Source organism: Streptomyces sp. NPDC088553 (assembly GCF_044752965.1).
Taxonomy (GTDB): Bacteria; Actinomycetota; Actinomycetes; order Streptomycetales; family Streptomycetaceae; genus Streptomyces.
In genome coordinates this window covers 509848-523599 of the sequence record NZ_JBIVMG010000006.1, presented here as the reverse complement: position 1 = coordinate 523599, position 13752 = coordinate 509848, and the positions used below count along the sequence as shown (strand labels likewise).

Here is a 13752-nt window from a genome sequence, read left to right as displayed (position 1 = left end):
AGCGACATCGGGGTGTAGCGCAGCTTGGCAGCGCGCTTCGTTCGGGACGAAGAGGTCGTGGGTTCAAATCCCGCCACCCCGACAGCCGTATCAGCAGGTGAGGCACCTAGCGACATCGCTAGGTGCCTCACCTGTTTCTGTCTGCGGGCATGAGGTTCTCGTGTCATGGCGCCGGCCGGTGCTGGTGGCCCACCTCGCGGGCGAGGTCCAGTCCGAGGACGCGGTCGAGCAAGGCGAAGGTCTCGAACTTGGCGCCGGCCGGTACGTCGGGGCGGGTCACCAGGGCGGCCAGCATGTCCAGGACCGCGGGGACGCCGAGGTCGTCGGCAAGCACCGCGTGGGCGTGCCGCAGCACGTCGGCGGGAACCGGCCTGGACGGTTCGCGCGCCCAGTCGGCCACCAGGCGCCGCCAGTCCCCCAGGGTCCACCGGGCCTCGTCGAGCGTGGCGTCGGTGACCGTTACCGGTGTGCGGTAGGCGTGGCCGAGCATCAGCAGCCTCACGGCCAGCGGATCGGTCCCCTCCGGGACGACGGCGTCCGGCAGCCCCGGGGCCCGGAGGCGGACATCGTCCGGGACGCCGTTCTGCCCGGGCGCCGGGCCGACCTGGCCCACGCCGACGAGGACCCCGCCGGCCACGTCCTGGGCGGGGGTCCCGGTGGCGTGGATGTGCGCGTCGGCGGCGGCGCACAGCGCTCCGTTCGGCTGGTGGACTCCGACGGTGGCGGGCGGGTGGATGCCGAGGGCGGACATGGCGCGGCCGAGCGCCTCGGTCCGCTCAGCCCGCAGGTCCGGCGCGGTGAGGAACGTGCGGGACTGCAGGCCGTGCAGCTCCGCCGTGCGCGCCAGTACGTCACCGACCAGGAGCGACCGCAGGTCCGGCAGGCCGGTTCCGGCGTCGCCGGCCGACAGGTGGACGCAGATGCTCAGCAGATGGCGGCGTACGGAGGGGATCTCCGCGAGCCGGCCGGTGCGGGTGTCGACGATACGCAGCATGATGCGGAGGCTAGCCGTGGAAACCGCCGCCGTCGGGGAGGACCTGACCAGGCGCTCGGCCTGGGCGTCAGATGACCGGCGGGCGGCCCAGGCGGGTCATGTGGCGGACCGTGGACCAGCGCATGGGGTGGCGGGGGCCGCAGGAGTGACGGACGCCCTCCGCGAAGCCGGCGAACCAGGACGCGAGGCCCGGCAGGGAGCGGGTGCGGGCCAGCGTGAGGAGGGTCCAGACGCCCAGGTAGACAGGGACGAGCAGGGCCGGCAGGTTGCGCTTGGCGAGCCAGACGCGGTTGCGGGCCGTCATCCGGTAGTAGACGGCGTGCCGGGCCGGGCTGGTCCTCGGGTGCTGGAGGAGGAGTTTCGGCTCGTAGACGACCTTCCAGCCCGCGTCGAGGGCGCGCCAGGCCATGTCGGTCTCCTCGTGGGTGAAGAAGAAGTCCTCGGGCCAGCCGCCGATCTCGTCGAGCATCGCCATCGACAGGCCGTGGCCGCCGCCCAGGAAGGTCGTGACCTCCCCGCCGCGCATCGGGTCCTTCGCCCCGAGGCGCGGGACGTGGCGGCGCTGCGTCTCGCCCGTCTCGTCGGCGATGCGGAACGACACGACGCCCAAGGCGTCGTCCCCCTCGTACAGGTCGGCCAGGCGGCGGAAGACGTCCGTGTCGACGAGCAGGCCGTCGTCGTCGAGGTCCACCAGCACGTCGACGTCGCCGAACGCGCGCAGTGTCTCGATCGCGACGTTCCGGCCCCCGGACACGCCCCGGTTCTCGGGCAGTTCGACCCCGGTCACGCCCTCGGGAAGCTCCGGCAGGGTCCCGGTGCCGTTGCCGACGACGACGATCCGGGTGGCGGCCTCGTCCTGCGCCGCGACGGCGTCGAGCAGCGCCCGCAGCTCGTCGGGGCGCGTGCCCATCGTCAGTACCGCCACACCCACACGAGGTCGCGCCACGACTCTCTCCGTTCCACGATCACCGACGTCCGCCGGCACTCATTTCCGGACTCACTCCGGCCCGCGATGCTAACCGTCCGACGCCACCTTCCGTTCACCCGAGCCTCGGTCGTCGTCCATCGCCCCGCCCGTATCACCGGAGTGGGGGTGCCGGACGTGGGCTTCTTCACGGGGGCCGGGGGACGCACCGGGGGACGCGCGGCGAACGGCTTCTCCCGGCGGCTCTACGCTGGTTCCCTTCCGTCAAGTTGATCGATCGTCGAAGGGGTGGTCTCCAGGTGCTGGTCGCGGACCGATATCGGCTTCATGTGTGTATCGGCCGGGGCGGTATGGGTGAGGTGTGGCAGGCCACCGACGAGGTGCTCGGCCGGGACGTCGCCGTGAAGCTGATGCTGGCGCACGGGACCGACCCCTCCGCCGCCGACCGGTTCCGTCTTGAGGCGCAGACCGCCGCCCGGCTGAGCCACCCTCACGTGGTGGGCGTCTTCGACTTCGGCACCTGGGACGGAAAGCTGTTCCTCGTCACGGAGTTGGTGGAGGGCGACAGCCTCGCCGGCAGTCCGTCCGATCCGCTCCTGCTGCCCGCCGAGCGGGTCGCCGTGGTCGCCGCGCACGCCGCCGCCGGGCTCGCCGCCGCGCACCGGCAGGGTGTCGTCCACCGGGACATCAAGCCGGGGAACCTCCTGGTCGACGCCGACGGGACGGTGAAGCTCGCCGACTTCGGCATCGCCCGCTTCGTCGACGACCCCTCGGCGGCGCTCACCACGACGGGCCAGATCGTCGGCACGGGGCTCTACCTCGCCCCCGAGCGGGCCCTCGGGCAGCCTGCCTCGCCCGCCTCCGACGTGTACTCGCTCGGCTGTGTGCTCTACCAACTCCTGACCGGCCGCCCGCCGTTCCGCGCGGACACCGCCACGGCCCTGCTGTACCAGCACATCGACACCGCCCCGGTGCCGCCCGGCCGGCTCGGGGTGGCGCTGCCGCCCGAGTTCGAGACGTATCTGCTGAGCCTGCTGGCCAAGCAGCCGGAGCAGCGGCCGCCGGCGCAGGCCATCGCGGACTGGTTCTCCTCCGGCGCCTGGCGCGCCTATGCCGCGCCCGCCCCGGCGCGGCCCGCACGGCACGTCCCGCACCACACCACCGGCCTCCCGGCGGGCGCCGCCACCCGCTCCGCGCCCCTGCCCGGGGCCTCCCCGCTGCCCGGCGCCGCGCCCATGCCCGTACCGGCGCCGATGCCCGGGCAGGCCCACAGACCCGCGCCCGCGCAGGCGCACAGACCCCCGTCCGCCGGGGCGCCCGCCTCCCGGCGGCGTGAGCGGCCCGGGAGCAGCACCACGGGCGCGCTCGCGGAGCTCTCCCGGCGCCGTCCCCGCAAGACGGCCGCCGTCGCCGGCGCCATCGCCTTCGTGGTGTTCCTGATCATCGGGATGGCCTGGCTCTCCTGACCCGCCGCTCCCGTACGGCCCCGGTGACACCGGGGCCTCTCAGTACGGCCTCGGCGCCATCGCCTGCGGCTCGCCGTCCGCCGTCGCGTACAGCACGCAGCGCGGTGCGCCCGGCCCCGTGATGGCCCGTACGGTCACCGTCGTCGGCGGTTCGGTCGGCAGCTCGACCGGGACCGTGACCGACCGGTCGTCGTCGGGCGTGGCATGGCCCGTCTCCTTGCCGTCGACGAGGACCTCGACGACGGCTCTGTGCCCGGTCTGGACGGTCGCGGAGACCGAGTGCCCGAGGTGGTCGATGTGGAAGTGGTGCCGTCGGCTCATGGGTGACCTCCGTACCTCCAGAGTAGGTACGGACCCCGGATCCCGCCGCCTCCGCGGTGCCCGGTACGGATCACCGCCGGAGTGCGGGCCCACCCGCCCGGTGGTCAGATGGTCCGGTACGCCGATCAGCGCCCCCGCGGAACGGAGCACCCCGATGACCGAGCGCCGGCCTCAGCGGCTCGCCCAGACGAGTGCACCGAGCAGGATCAGGGTCACCAGGATCCCCAGGTTGACCACCTTGTACTGGAGGAAGACCGCGGCGAACTCGCGCATGATCGCCGACGGCCAGAAGTAGGCGGCGGTCGGCGAGCCCACCACCTGGCCGTTCACCCCCGCCCGGCGGGCCAGGATGGCGGCCCGGAAGGCGTGGAAGTTGTTGGTGACGATCACGCACGAGGAGCCCGGCCGGTCCCGCTCCATCAGCTCCCTGCTGAAGATCATGTTCTCCTCGGTGGTCCGCGAGCGGTCCTCGCGCACCAGCGCGCCCGGCGGGAAGCCCCGCTCGACGAGGTAGTCGGCCATCGCGTGGGACTCGGGCACCTCCTCGTCGGGGCCCTGGCCGCCCGAGGCGATGAGGACGGGGGCGTCGCCGGCGCGCCGCTCGTACGCGGACAGCCTCTCGTGCACCTCGCGGCCCCGGTCCAGGCGGCTCGCGAGGAGCGGCGGCACCCGGCGGCCGCCGATCAGGCCGGAGCCGAGCACGACGACGTAGTCGGCGTCGCGGCGGATCCTCATCCGGCCGTACAGGAACGCGTAGCCGACGAAGCAGACGAAGAGGAAGGAGACGTAGCCGAGGACGAGGAGAAGGGTGACGACGAGTGTCCGCAGGGCCCACGAGTCGGTGGCGGCGGCCGTCACGGCCAGGACCATCACGCCGAACATGCCGAGGCCGGCGAGGAGCGAGAGCAGGTTGGACGGGCTCCTGCCCTCCTTGCGGACCATCTTCACGCCGTTCGCGGTGAGCAGCCCCGCGAGGACGATCGGGCCGAGGCCTAGCACCAGCAGCCCGCAGATCATCACCGTCTCGGCGACGCCGGGCGGAGCGTCCTCGATCCCGGCGAGCAGCCCGATCCCGAAGAAGGTGACGGCGAGGCCGAGGAGCACGGCGTTGCCGAAGCGGCGCCGGTCCCGTCGTACACCGAGCGCGAAGAACAGCAGGAAGACCGCGGCGACGGCGAAGGCGTACGACATGACGGCATCGTAGGCAGACCTCAGGCCTCCCCCGCCAGCGTGAACAGGCCGCGCCGCGCGCCCTCCTCGTAGGCGTACCGGAGTTCCCGGCCGCCGAGCAGCAACCGGAGCGCCCGCTCGCTCCGGTCCCGGGTCACCACGCAGAACTCCGCGGGCCGGTACGAGGTGTCGAAGACGGAGCTCCGTAACAGGTCCACCGCGCCCAGCAGATGGGCCGCCGCGTCCCGCCTGCCCGCCGACACCCGGATCTGGGCGAGGAGTTCCGCCGCACCGGCCGCGCCCGCCGCCGATCCCATGCGCAGATGCTCCCGGAGCGCCCACCGGGCGTGCTCGGCGGCCCGCTCCAGATCGCCGTCCCACGCCGCGAGCTCGGCACGGGCGATGTACGACCAGGCCTCGGCGTACAGGTCACGGCCCACCCACGACCACCGGCTCTCGCGGTCCAGGTCGGCCTGGTCGAGGGCCTCCTGCGCGGCCTCCGGGTCCGTACGGCACAGGGCGAGCGCGATGCCCGCCCAGCACGCGTGCCGGGTCGGGCCGAACTCCGGGTACTCCCCCATCAGCGCGAGGGCCTCCCGGAACTCGTCCGCCGCCGCGCGCGTGCGCCCCTGGTAGAGCGCGGTCGAGCCCCGCAGATGGGCGAGGAGCCCCAGGGCTCCGTCGTCCCCGTCCCGTACGGCCGCCGCCCAGGCCCGGACGAGAAGCGGATCGGCCTCCTCCGGACGGCCCGACTCCAGCTCCAGGAACGCGGCGAGCCACAGGGCGCGGGCCGACGGCTCCCCGCCGAGCAGGGAGAGGGCGTGCCGCAGCCGGGTCCGGCCCTCGGCGACCCGACCGCAGACCACCCACAGGAACCACAGGGAGACGGCGATCTCGACGGCGGTGCCCGCCTCGTCCTCGCGCGCGCGTGGCGCGGTCGTCGGGTCCATGGCGGCGGCCAGATCGGGGAGTTCGCGCAGGGCGAGGTCGCGGGCGTCGAGCTGCCGGCCGCCCTGCCACCAGTCGGCGGCCCGCCGGGCGAGCTTCACGCACCACCGCCGGTGCCGCAGGACGAGGTCCGGACGGTCGCCGCGTTCGGTGAGCCGGCGGGCGCCCACGGCCCGCATCGGGTGCGGCATCCAGTAGCGGGGGACGTCGTCCTCACCGGCGAACAGGTCGTCGACCGGCAGGAGGGCGAGCGGCACGAGCCGGTCGAGGACGGCGAGGATCGTCCGCGGGGGCAGCGTCCACGAGGCGCACACCTCGTGGACGGCGTCCCGGCCGAAGGTGCCCTCGAAGACGGACAGCCGCTCCCACAGGAGCCGTTCCGCGGGCCCGCAGCGGGCATATCCGCGCTCGGCGGCGGCGAGCTGGTCGGCGCTCACCGGCTCGCCCCACAGCAGCCGCTCGTCGGACACCGGCCCGCCCCACGAGGGACGTTCCTCGCTCACCGGACCGCCCCACGAAGGGTGTTCCTCGCTCACCGGACCGCCCCACGAAGGGTGTTCCTCGCTCACCGGACCGCCCCAGAGCGTCCGCTCCGCCGGCTCGGGTGGATCCTCGATCCCCATGCGCATCGCCCCCGTCCTCTCCCCGTGTGTGACTTGTGCCTGAGTCCATGGCGAACGACCGCCGTTGCGGCTTGAATGCATATGCCTCGGTTCACCATCCTGGGGCGCCCCGGAACCCACACCCTCGGTTTGCCGGGGATCGACCAGGGAGGGAAATGACGACCGGGGAATCCGTCCTGGGAGAGGCGGATCTTTCGCTGATCCACGCACTGCAGATGGCCCCGCGCGCCAGCTGGACCCAGCTCTCGGCCGTGCTGGAGGCGAGTCCTGACACCCTCGCCCGGCGCTGGGAGCACCTCACGGCCGGCGGGTACGCCTGGAGTTCGCTGCTCCTCGCCCGCCACGGCTCGGACGAGATGCTCTACGCCTGGGTCGAGCTGGAGTGCGCCGCGGGCACCTCCGAGGCCACCGCGACCGAGGTCGCGGGCGACCGGCACACCCTCGGCGTCCACCAGGTGACCGGCGACGCCGACCTCGTCCTGCTCGTGATCAGCCCCGACCTGTACGCCCTCGACGGCTATCTCGCCGGACGCGTGCGACGGCTGCCCGGGGTGCTCCGGTGCCGCACCCAGGTCGTCACCCGGATGCACAACCGCCCGTACCGGTCCCGGATCGAGCAGCTCACCCCCGGCCAGGTCCAGCTCCTCACGGAACTCACCGGCGGGGACAGGCGGCACCGCACGCACGCGCGTCCCGTGCCGAACCTCACGGAGCTCGACCACCGGCTGATCGCGGAACTGGCGGGGGACGCCCGCCGCAGCGCCGCCGAACTGGCCCGGCAGTGCGGTACGAGCGAGTCGACGGTACGGCGGAGGCTGGACGTCCTGTCGGCGGGCGGCGCCCTCCACCACCACTGTCTGCCCGCCCCGAGGTTCTCCGGGCGTCCGATGTGGGCGATGGTCACCACCGACGTACCGCCCCTGGAGGTGCCGGCGACGGTGGCGGCGCTCGCCCGGCTGCCCCAGACCCGGCTGGTCACCTCCGTCACCGGCCCGCACAACCTGGCCGTCGCGATGTGGCTCCGCACCGTCGACGAACTGCACGAGGTCACGTCCGCGTTCGTACGGGCCGCCCCGGCGCTGCGGATCGCGGGCACCGCGCTCGCGCTGCGCACCCACAAGATCGGGGCACAGGTCCTCGGCCCCGACGGGCGGCGGACGCACCACATCCGCCCCGACACCCCCTGACACGCCCGGCAGAGCGTGGTCTGATGGCCGGCATGGAGTTCGCCGTGTTCGTGACGCTGCCCGGTCTGGTCATCCTGCTGACCGCGATCGCCTTCGCCGACCAGATCCTGCGCATGACCGGCCGCGGGAAGCGCCGCGGGCAGATCTCGTCGACCGGCTTCGAGCAGCTCCACGCCACCTTCTCGCAGGGCAAGCAGAACGAGCTCAAGGAGCGGCAGAGCGCCCTGGTGCTGCGCGACGACGAGGAGGACGGCGCCCCGCCGCACCGCTCGACGGTGGACCTCACGGGCGGGCGCGCGGTCATCCGGCTTCCGTGAGCCGTCGCCCACCCGCTCAGGCGGCCGGGCGACTCGCCGTGAGCGCGTACGTCAGCGGGTCGCCTTGACCGCGTACGTCAGCGGCTCGCCTTGATCGAGTACATCATCGGGATGCGGGGCCGGTCCGCCGGGAAGCGGTAGTAGCCGTCCTCGTGCCGCTGGAGCGCGCCGTAGCGCGGGAACAGCGAGGCGTCGTGCTCGTGCAGGAACTCGATCCGCAGGCCGGCCCTGGCGAGCGCGGTGACGACCTCGCCGACCGGGTGCACCCATTCCACGCTGCGGTTGTGGACGGTGGCGGCGTCGAGCTCGGCGTACGTGCCCGGGCTGGTGTCCACCCAGGGTTCGCGGACGAAGTAGTCGTTCACGACCCGGCTGCCGGTCTCGTCGTCGAGCGAGTCGGTGAGCGGATGGAACTCGGCCACGTACAGGAAGCCGCCGGGGGCGACGAGCGAGGCGGCGGTCTCCGCCCAGCGCTCGATGTCGGGCAGCCAGTTCAGCGCGCCGCAGCCCGTGTAGACGATGTCGTACGCGCTGTCCGGGACGGCCTCCGCGGCGTCGTACACATCGGCCGCGACGAAGGCCGCCCGGTCCTGCGTGAGGCCCAGGTCCGCGGCGAGCGAGCGGGCGGTCTCGACGGCCGGCTCGGAGAAGTCCAGGCCGACGACGTGCGAGGCGCCGTGGCGGGACCAGGAGAGGGTGTCGAGGCCGATGTGGCACTGCAGGTGCAGCAGGGAACGTCCGGTGACGTCGCCGACCTCCGCGAGCTCGAAGTCCCGCAGGGCGTCCTTGCCCGCGCGGAACGCGTCGAGGTCGTAGAAGTCGCTCGCGGCGTGGATCGGGACGCGCTCGTCCCAGCGTGCGCGGTTGACCTCGTGCCAGTCTTCGGGCGTCGGCGAGTACATGTCGGCGAGGTTATCCACAGGTTGAGGGTGACGCGACCCGATTGTCCGCCGCGCGGAGCATCATGGGTGCCATGACTGAGAGCAAGAACCCCGAGCCCGACGGCGAGCTCACCGACCAGGCCCCCGCGTGGCAGCGGCGCTTCCGCGCGCCGCGCGTCTCCCTGCCCGAGTGGGCGGAGGAGGCCCCGGACCGCTCGCTCTTCGTGTCGAACGCGACGGGGACGTACGAGCTGTACGCCTGGGACCGGGCGAGAGGGGAGCAGCGCCAGGTCACGGACCGGCCGAACGGCACGACGGACGGCACCCTGTCGCCGGACGGCGCCTGGATCTGGTGGTTCGCGGACACCGACGGGGACGAGTTCGGGGTGTGGATGCGCCAGCCGTTCGCCGGCGGCGCGGACGAGCCGGCCGTGCCCGGCCTCGACCCCTCCTACCCCGCGGGGCTCGCCATCGGCCGGGACGGCACGCTCCTGGTGGGCCGCTCCACGGACGAGGACGGCTCGACGGTCCATCTCGTCCGCCCCGGGGCCGGCGCCCCGGTCGAGATCTACCGGCACCGGGAGTCGGCCGGCGTCGGCGACCTGTCGTACGACGGCTCCCTGATCGCCGTCGAGCACACCGAGCACGGGGACGCGATGCACTCGGCGCTGCGGGTGCTGCGCTCCTCGGACGCGAGCGTGCTCGCCGAGCTCGACGACACCAAGGGCGGCACGGAGGAGCTGGGGCTCTCGGTCCTCGGCTTCGCGCCCGTGGACGGTGACAGCCGGCTGCTCGTCGGGCACCAGCGGCGGGGCCGCTGGGAGCCGATGATCTGGGACGTGGCGGCGGGCACGGAGACCGATCTCCGGCTCGACCTGCCGGGCGACGTGTCGGCCGAGTGGTATCCGGACGGCTCGGGCCTGCTGATCGTGCACAGCTTCGAGGCCCGCAGCGAGCTGTGGCGGTACGAGATCGCGACCGGCGCGCTGGTCCGGGTGGAGACCCCGGCCGGTTCGGTGTCGGACGCGACCGCGCGACCGGACGGCAGCGTCGAGTACCTGTGGTCCTCGGCCGCCGAGCCGCCGGTGGTGCGGTCCACGGACGGCCGTGTCGTCCTCGACCCGCCCGGCCCGAAGGCCCCGCCGTCGGTGCCGGTGGAGGACGTGTGGGTGGAGGGCCCGGGCGGCAGGGTCCACGCGCTCGTGCAGCGCCCGGCGGGCGAGGGCCCGTTCCCGACGGTCTTCGAGGTGCACGGCGGCCCCACGTGGCACGACAGCGACGCCTTCGCGTCGGGCCCGGCGGCCTGGGTGGACCACGGGTACGCGGTGGTGCGGGTCAACTACCGGGGCTCCACGGGGTACGGGCGGGAGTGGACGGACGCGCTCAAGCACCGGGTCGGTCTGATCGAGCTGGAGGACATCGACGCGGTCCGTGCCTGGGCGGTGGCGAGCGGCCTCGCCGACCCGTCCCGGCTCGTGCTGTCCGGCGGCTCCTGGGGCGGCTATCTGACGCTCCTCGGCCTCGGCACGCAGCCGGAGGCCTGGGCGGTCGGGCTCGCCGCGGTTCCCGTCGCGGACTACGTCGCGGCGTACGAGGACGAGATGGAGGCCCTCAAGGCGCTGGACCGGACACTGCTCGGCGGCTCCCCCGAGGAGGTGCCCGAGCGGTACGCGGCCTCGTCGCCGCTGACGTACGTGGACGCGGTGAAGGCCCCGGTGCACATCTCGGCCGGCGTCAACGACCCGCGCTGCCCGATCCGCCAGATCGACAACTACGTCGACCGGCTCGAGGCCCGGGGCGCGGTCCACGAGGTGTACCGCTACGACGCGGGACACGGCTCGCTGGTGGTGGAGGAGCGGATCAAGCAGGTCGGCCTGGACCTGGCGTTCGCCGCGAAGCACCTGGGGGGTGGTCCGGTGGAGGGCTGAGGCGGCCGGGGACCCGGCCGACGGGGGCCGAGGCGGCTTGCGTACCGTGGGGGGCGTGTACCGGTTCCTGAGAACGCCCCGCTGGTGGGGGATCAACGTCTTCGTCCTGCTGGCGATCCCGTTCTGTGTGTTCATGGGGACCTGGCAGCTGGGCAAGTTCGAGGATCGCGTCGACTCCCACGAGGCGGCCGAGCAGCGCCCCGCGGCGAGCACGCTGAAGGCGGAGCCGCTGGACTCCCTGCTCCCGGTGGACAAGGAGACCTCGGGCCGGTCGGCCGAGGCGCGCGGCCGGTTCGGGGAGCAGTTCCTCGTCCCGGACCGTGATCTGGACGGCCGGACCGGCAGCTACGTGCTGACGCTGCTGCGGACGGACGGAGGCAGGTCGCTCCCGGTGGTCCGCGGCTGGCTCCCCACGGGCGCGAAGGTCCCCGCCCCGCCGTCCGGCGAGGTCACGGTCGTGGGTGCGCTCCAGGCCTCGGAGAACGGCGGCACCAAGGGCGTCGGCAAGGCCGGCGGGCTGCCCGAGGGCCAGCTGGGGATGATCAGCGCGGCTTCCCTGGTGAACGTGGTCACGGACGACGTGTACGACGCCTGGATCACGCTCGCCGACTCCCCCGCCGGGCTCACCCCGGTCCCGGCGGCGGCCGCGGCGGGCACGAGCCTGGACGCGAAGGCCTTCCAGAACCTGGGCTACACCGCGGAGTGGTTCGTCTTCGCCGGTTTCGTCCTCTTCATGTGGTTCCGCCTGGTCCGCCGCGAGGCGGAGGCGACCCGCGACGAGGCGCTGGGGCTGTAGGTCAGGAGCCGGCCAGGACCCCGGTCCGGTAGATCGTGCCCGCGCAGGCGTTGGGGATGGTCGTCGACGCCGAGGGTCCGCCCGGTTCGGCGACGTGGCTGACCAGGACGCTGCCGTCCGCCGGGCCGCCGTCCTCGTGGAGCAGCTGGGGCGCGGTGCCGGCTTCCGGGCCGGTGCCCGGGTCGGTGCCGCTCCCGCCGGAGCCCGTGCCCTCGCTGGGGTCGGGGGTGCCGGTGCCGTTGGTCGGGGTGTCCGTCGGCGGCGGTGTGGTCGGCGGCTCGGTCGGCGGCGGCACCGTCGGGGTCGGGGTGGTGGGTGTGGTCGTGCAGGTCTCGCTCGGCACCCAGACGAACCTCACCTCGTAGGAGGCGTTCGGCCTCAGGGCCAGCGCGGAGAACTCCTGGGAGGGGTCGGGCAGTCCGCTGCCCCCGTCTCCCGAGGTGTGCCGGATCACCGAGATCCGCGCCGGGTCGGCGGCGCCGCGGGCCTCGAAGCCGACGACTCCGCTGCCTTCCACGGTGCACACCCGGTCGGAGATGTTGGCGATGCGGAAGGTGCCGTGCACCTTGCCCTCGCCGTCGGGTCCGCCGGCTCCCGCCGAGCTGACGCCGAGCTGCCCGGCCGTGCACGCCGGAAAGGCTCCGGGGCGGGCCTCGGATTCCCGCCGGCTGGTGGAGGACACGCCGGGGCCGGGCCGCTGGGGCTTGCCCGCGGTGCCGTCGCCGGCGCCCTGGCTGGGCGACACGGTGCTCGCGGGGGGCGCGGCGCTCTGGCCGCCCTCGACGCCGGTCTCGGCGCCGGTGCCGCCCTGGGCCTCCTCGCCGTGGCCGGCGTTCACCGGGTTGCCGGCGGCGGAGACGCCGCCGGAGGAGGCGACGTGCACGAAGGCGGGTACGGCGGTGCCGATGAGGACCGCGGCGGCGGCGGCGCCGACGACGGCCTGCCGCTTGCGGGCGCGGCGCGCGGGTACGGCACGGCGCAGGTGGTCGAGCGAGCCGAGGGAGGGTTCCAGGCCGGACACGGCGCTCTGGAACAGCCGCCGCAGCGCGAGTTCGTCGTCCCCGTCGCCCTCGCCGGGGCCGGGCTCGATGTTCACCATGCGCTGTCCACTCAGGTCGTCACGTTCATCAGGGACGTCGTTCTCGACGCTGTCGTCGCCGTTGTCGACGTCCTTGCCGGGTGCCTCGCTCACGACGTCGCTCCCATCGCGACGCGCAGCGACGCGATGCCCCGCGAACCGTACGCCTTCACCGAGCCCAGGGATATCCCGAGCGCCTCGGCCACCTGAACCTCGGTCATGTCCGAGAAGTACCGCAGGGCCAGCACCTCGCGCTGCCGCCGCTGGAGTCCCCGCATCGCCTTGATCAGGTCCTCGCGCTCCAGCTGGTCGTACGCGCCCTCCTCCGCGCTGGCCATGTCCGGCATCGGCTTGGACAGCAGCTTGAGTCCGAGGATGCGGCGGCGCAGTGCGGACCGGGAGAGGTTCACGACGGTCTGGCGCAGATAGGCGAGGGTCTTCTCCGGCTCGCGCACCCGCTTGCGGGCGGAGTGGACGCGGATGAAGGCCTCCTGGACGACGTCCTCACAGGAGGCGGTGTCGTCGAGGAGCAGGGCGGCGAGGCCGAGGAGCGACCGGTAGTGGGCCCGGTAGGTCTCGGTCAGGTGGTCGACGGTCGTTCCGGCCGCCGGGGCGCCCTCGGCACTGGTCCGGGGCGACGGGATGCCGTCGACGGAGCTCGCTCGCGATCCTGTGGGCACGGGGGCGATCACCGGCATGCCGCCGAGCGCGCGCGGCCGGCGGTAGGGAACGACCGCGGGACCGCGGACGGGAAGGGCCGCCGTACCACGTGCGGGTACGACCGCCGTACCGCGTGCGGGTACGACGGCGGCGCTCCGCGCGGGGAGCACAGCGGTGCCCGCGCCGCGCAGCGGAGCGACGGTCGCGATGTCGAGTACGTCTGCCACGCATGTTGGACACACTTCCCCCCGGCAGGGTTGTACGCGTACGCCACCCTTTTCGACGGTGAGTCGTTTGTCCTCATGTGTAACCGTTCTCCCCCGATGCCCCGCTTCACAGCGTGCTCCACGCCACACTGGTGAGTGCACGCAGAGACGCCTCCCACCCAACTACTGGTTGCAGTAAGGGGGAAGAGCATCGTCGACCACGGCATCACCGCAGTTCAAGAGGTATCTGAC

At 73.5% G+C, this 13752-nt stretch carries 13 protein-coding genes and 1 tRNA gene; 6 read left to right on the top strand and 8 right to left on the bottom strand.

Going from position 1 to position 13752, the window contains the following annotated elements; genetic code table 11:
• The first annotated feature begins 8 nt into the window (after positions 1-8).
• Positions 9-82, top strand: a tRNA-Pro gene (locus ACIP8Z_RS23050).
• Positions 83-163: 81 nt separating this feature from the next.
• Here the strand turns inward: ACIP8Z_RS23050 and ACIP8Z_RS23045 are convergent.
• Entirely contained in the window at positions 164-994 is an 831-nt protein-coding gene (locus ACIP8Z_RS23045) for a hypothetical protein (RefSeq protein ID WP_402086205.1), read from the bottom strand.
• Positions 995-1061: 67 nt separating this feature from the next.
• A complete protein-coding gene (locus ACIP8Z_RS23040; protein WP_402086202.1) occupies positions 1062-1940 on the bottom strand; it encodes a glycosyltransferase family 2 protein in 879 nt (292 codons plus the stop codon).
• A 329-nt stretch (positions 1941-2269) separates the two neighbouring features.
• Here ACIP8Z_RS23040 and ACIP8Z_RS23035 point away from each other — a divergent pair, with 329 nt between their 5' ends.
• Positions 2270-3385, top strand: a complete 1116-nt coding sequence (locus tag ACIP8Z_RS23035; protein ID WP_402086200.1) for a serine/threonine-protein kinase — start codon at positions 2270-2272, stop codon at positions 3383-3385.
• 39 nt (positions 3386-3424) lie between these two features.
• On the opposite strand, the gene ACIP8Z_RS23030 is transcribed toward ACIP8Z_RS23035, so the two are convergent.
• The 3 genes from ACIP8Z_RS23030 to ACIP8Z_RS23020 form a co-directional block, all read right to left on the bottom strand.
• A complete protein-coding gene (locus ACIP8Z_RS23030; protein ID WP_402086197.1) occupies positions 3425-3706 on the bottom strand; it encodes a hypothetical protein in 282 nt (93 codons plus the stop codon).
• Positions 3707-3877: 171 nt separating this feature from the next.
• Positions 3878-4897: a YdcF family protein gene (locus ACIP8Z_RS23025; RefSeq protein ID WP_402086194.1), complete on the bottom strand. Its 1020-nt coding sequence runs from the start codon at positions 4895-4897 to the stop codon at positions 3878-3880.
• A 20-nt stretch (positions 4898-4917) separates the two neighbouring features.
• Entirely contained in the window at positions 4918-6327 is a 1410-nt protein-coding gene (locus ACIP8Z_RS23020; protein WP_402086192.1) for a tetratricopeptide repeat protein, read from the bottom strand.
• 275 nt (positions 6328-6602) lie between these two features.
• On the opposite strand from ACIP8Z_RS23020, the gene ACIP8Z_RS23015 reads away from it, so the two are divergent.
• Entirely contained in the window at positions 6603-7634 is a 1032-nt protein-coding gene (locus tag ACIP8Z_RS23015) for an Lrp/AsnC family transcriptional regulator (protein WP_402086189.1), read from the top strand.
• 32 nt (positions 7635-7666) lie between these two features.
• Positions 7667-7951, top strand: a complete 285-nt coding sequence (locus ACIP8Z_RS23010; RefSeq protein ID WP_402086186.1) for a DUF6191 domain-containing protein — start codon at positions 7667-7669, stop codon at positions 7949-7951.
• A gap of 77 nt (positions 7952-8028) precedes the next feature.
• Here ACIP8Z_RS23010 and ACIP8Z_RS23005 read toward each other — a convergent pair whose 3' ends face one another.
• A complete protein-coding gene (locus ACIP8Z_RS23005) occupies positions 8029-8853 on the bottom strand; it encodes a class I SAM-dependent methyltransferase (RefSeq protein ID WP_402086551.1) in 825 nt (274 codons plus the stop codon).
• Between the two features lie 62 nt (positions 8854-8915).
• Between ACIP8Z_RS23005 and ACIP8Z_RS23000 the strand changes: the two genes are divergently transcribed.
• Both ACIP8Z_RS23000 and ACIP8Z_RS22995 read left to right on the top strand, forming a co-directional pair.
• A complete protein-coding gene (locus ACIP8Z_RS23000) occupies positions 8916-10760 on the top strand; it encodes a prolyl oligopeptidase family serine peptidase (protein WP_402086184.1) in 1845 nt (614 codons plus the stop codon).
• 55 nt (positions 10761-10815) lie between these two features.
• Positions 10816-11556 (top strand): SURF1 family protein, encoded by a 741-nt coding sequence (locus tag ACIP8Z_RS22995; protein ID WP_402086181.1) that lies wholly within the window; start codon positions 10816-10818, stop codon positions 11554-11556.
• Position 11557: 1 nt separating this feature from the next.
• On the opposite strand, the gene ACIP8Z_RS22990 is transcribed toward ACIP8Z_RS22995, so the two are convergent.
• Positions 11558-12748 (bottom strand): hypothetical protein, encoded by a 1191-nt coding sequence (locus tag ACIP8Z_RS22990; protein ID WP_402086179.1) that lies wholly within the window; start codon positions 12746-12748, stop codon positions 11558-11560.
• Entirely contained in the window at positions 12745-13521 is a 777-nt protein-coding gene (locus tag ACIP8Z_RS22985) for a SigE family RNA polymerase sigma factor (protein ID WP_402086176.1), read from the bottom strand. Before ACIP8Z_RS22985 ends, ACIP8Z_RS22990 begins: the two co-directional genes overlap by 4 nt.
• Positions 13522-13752: the final 231 nt, after the last annotated feature.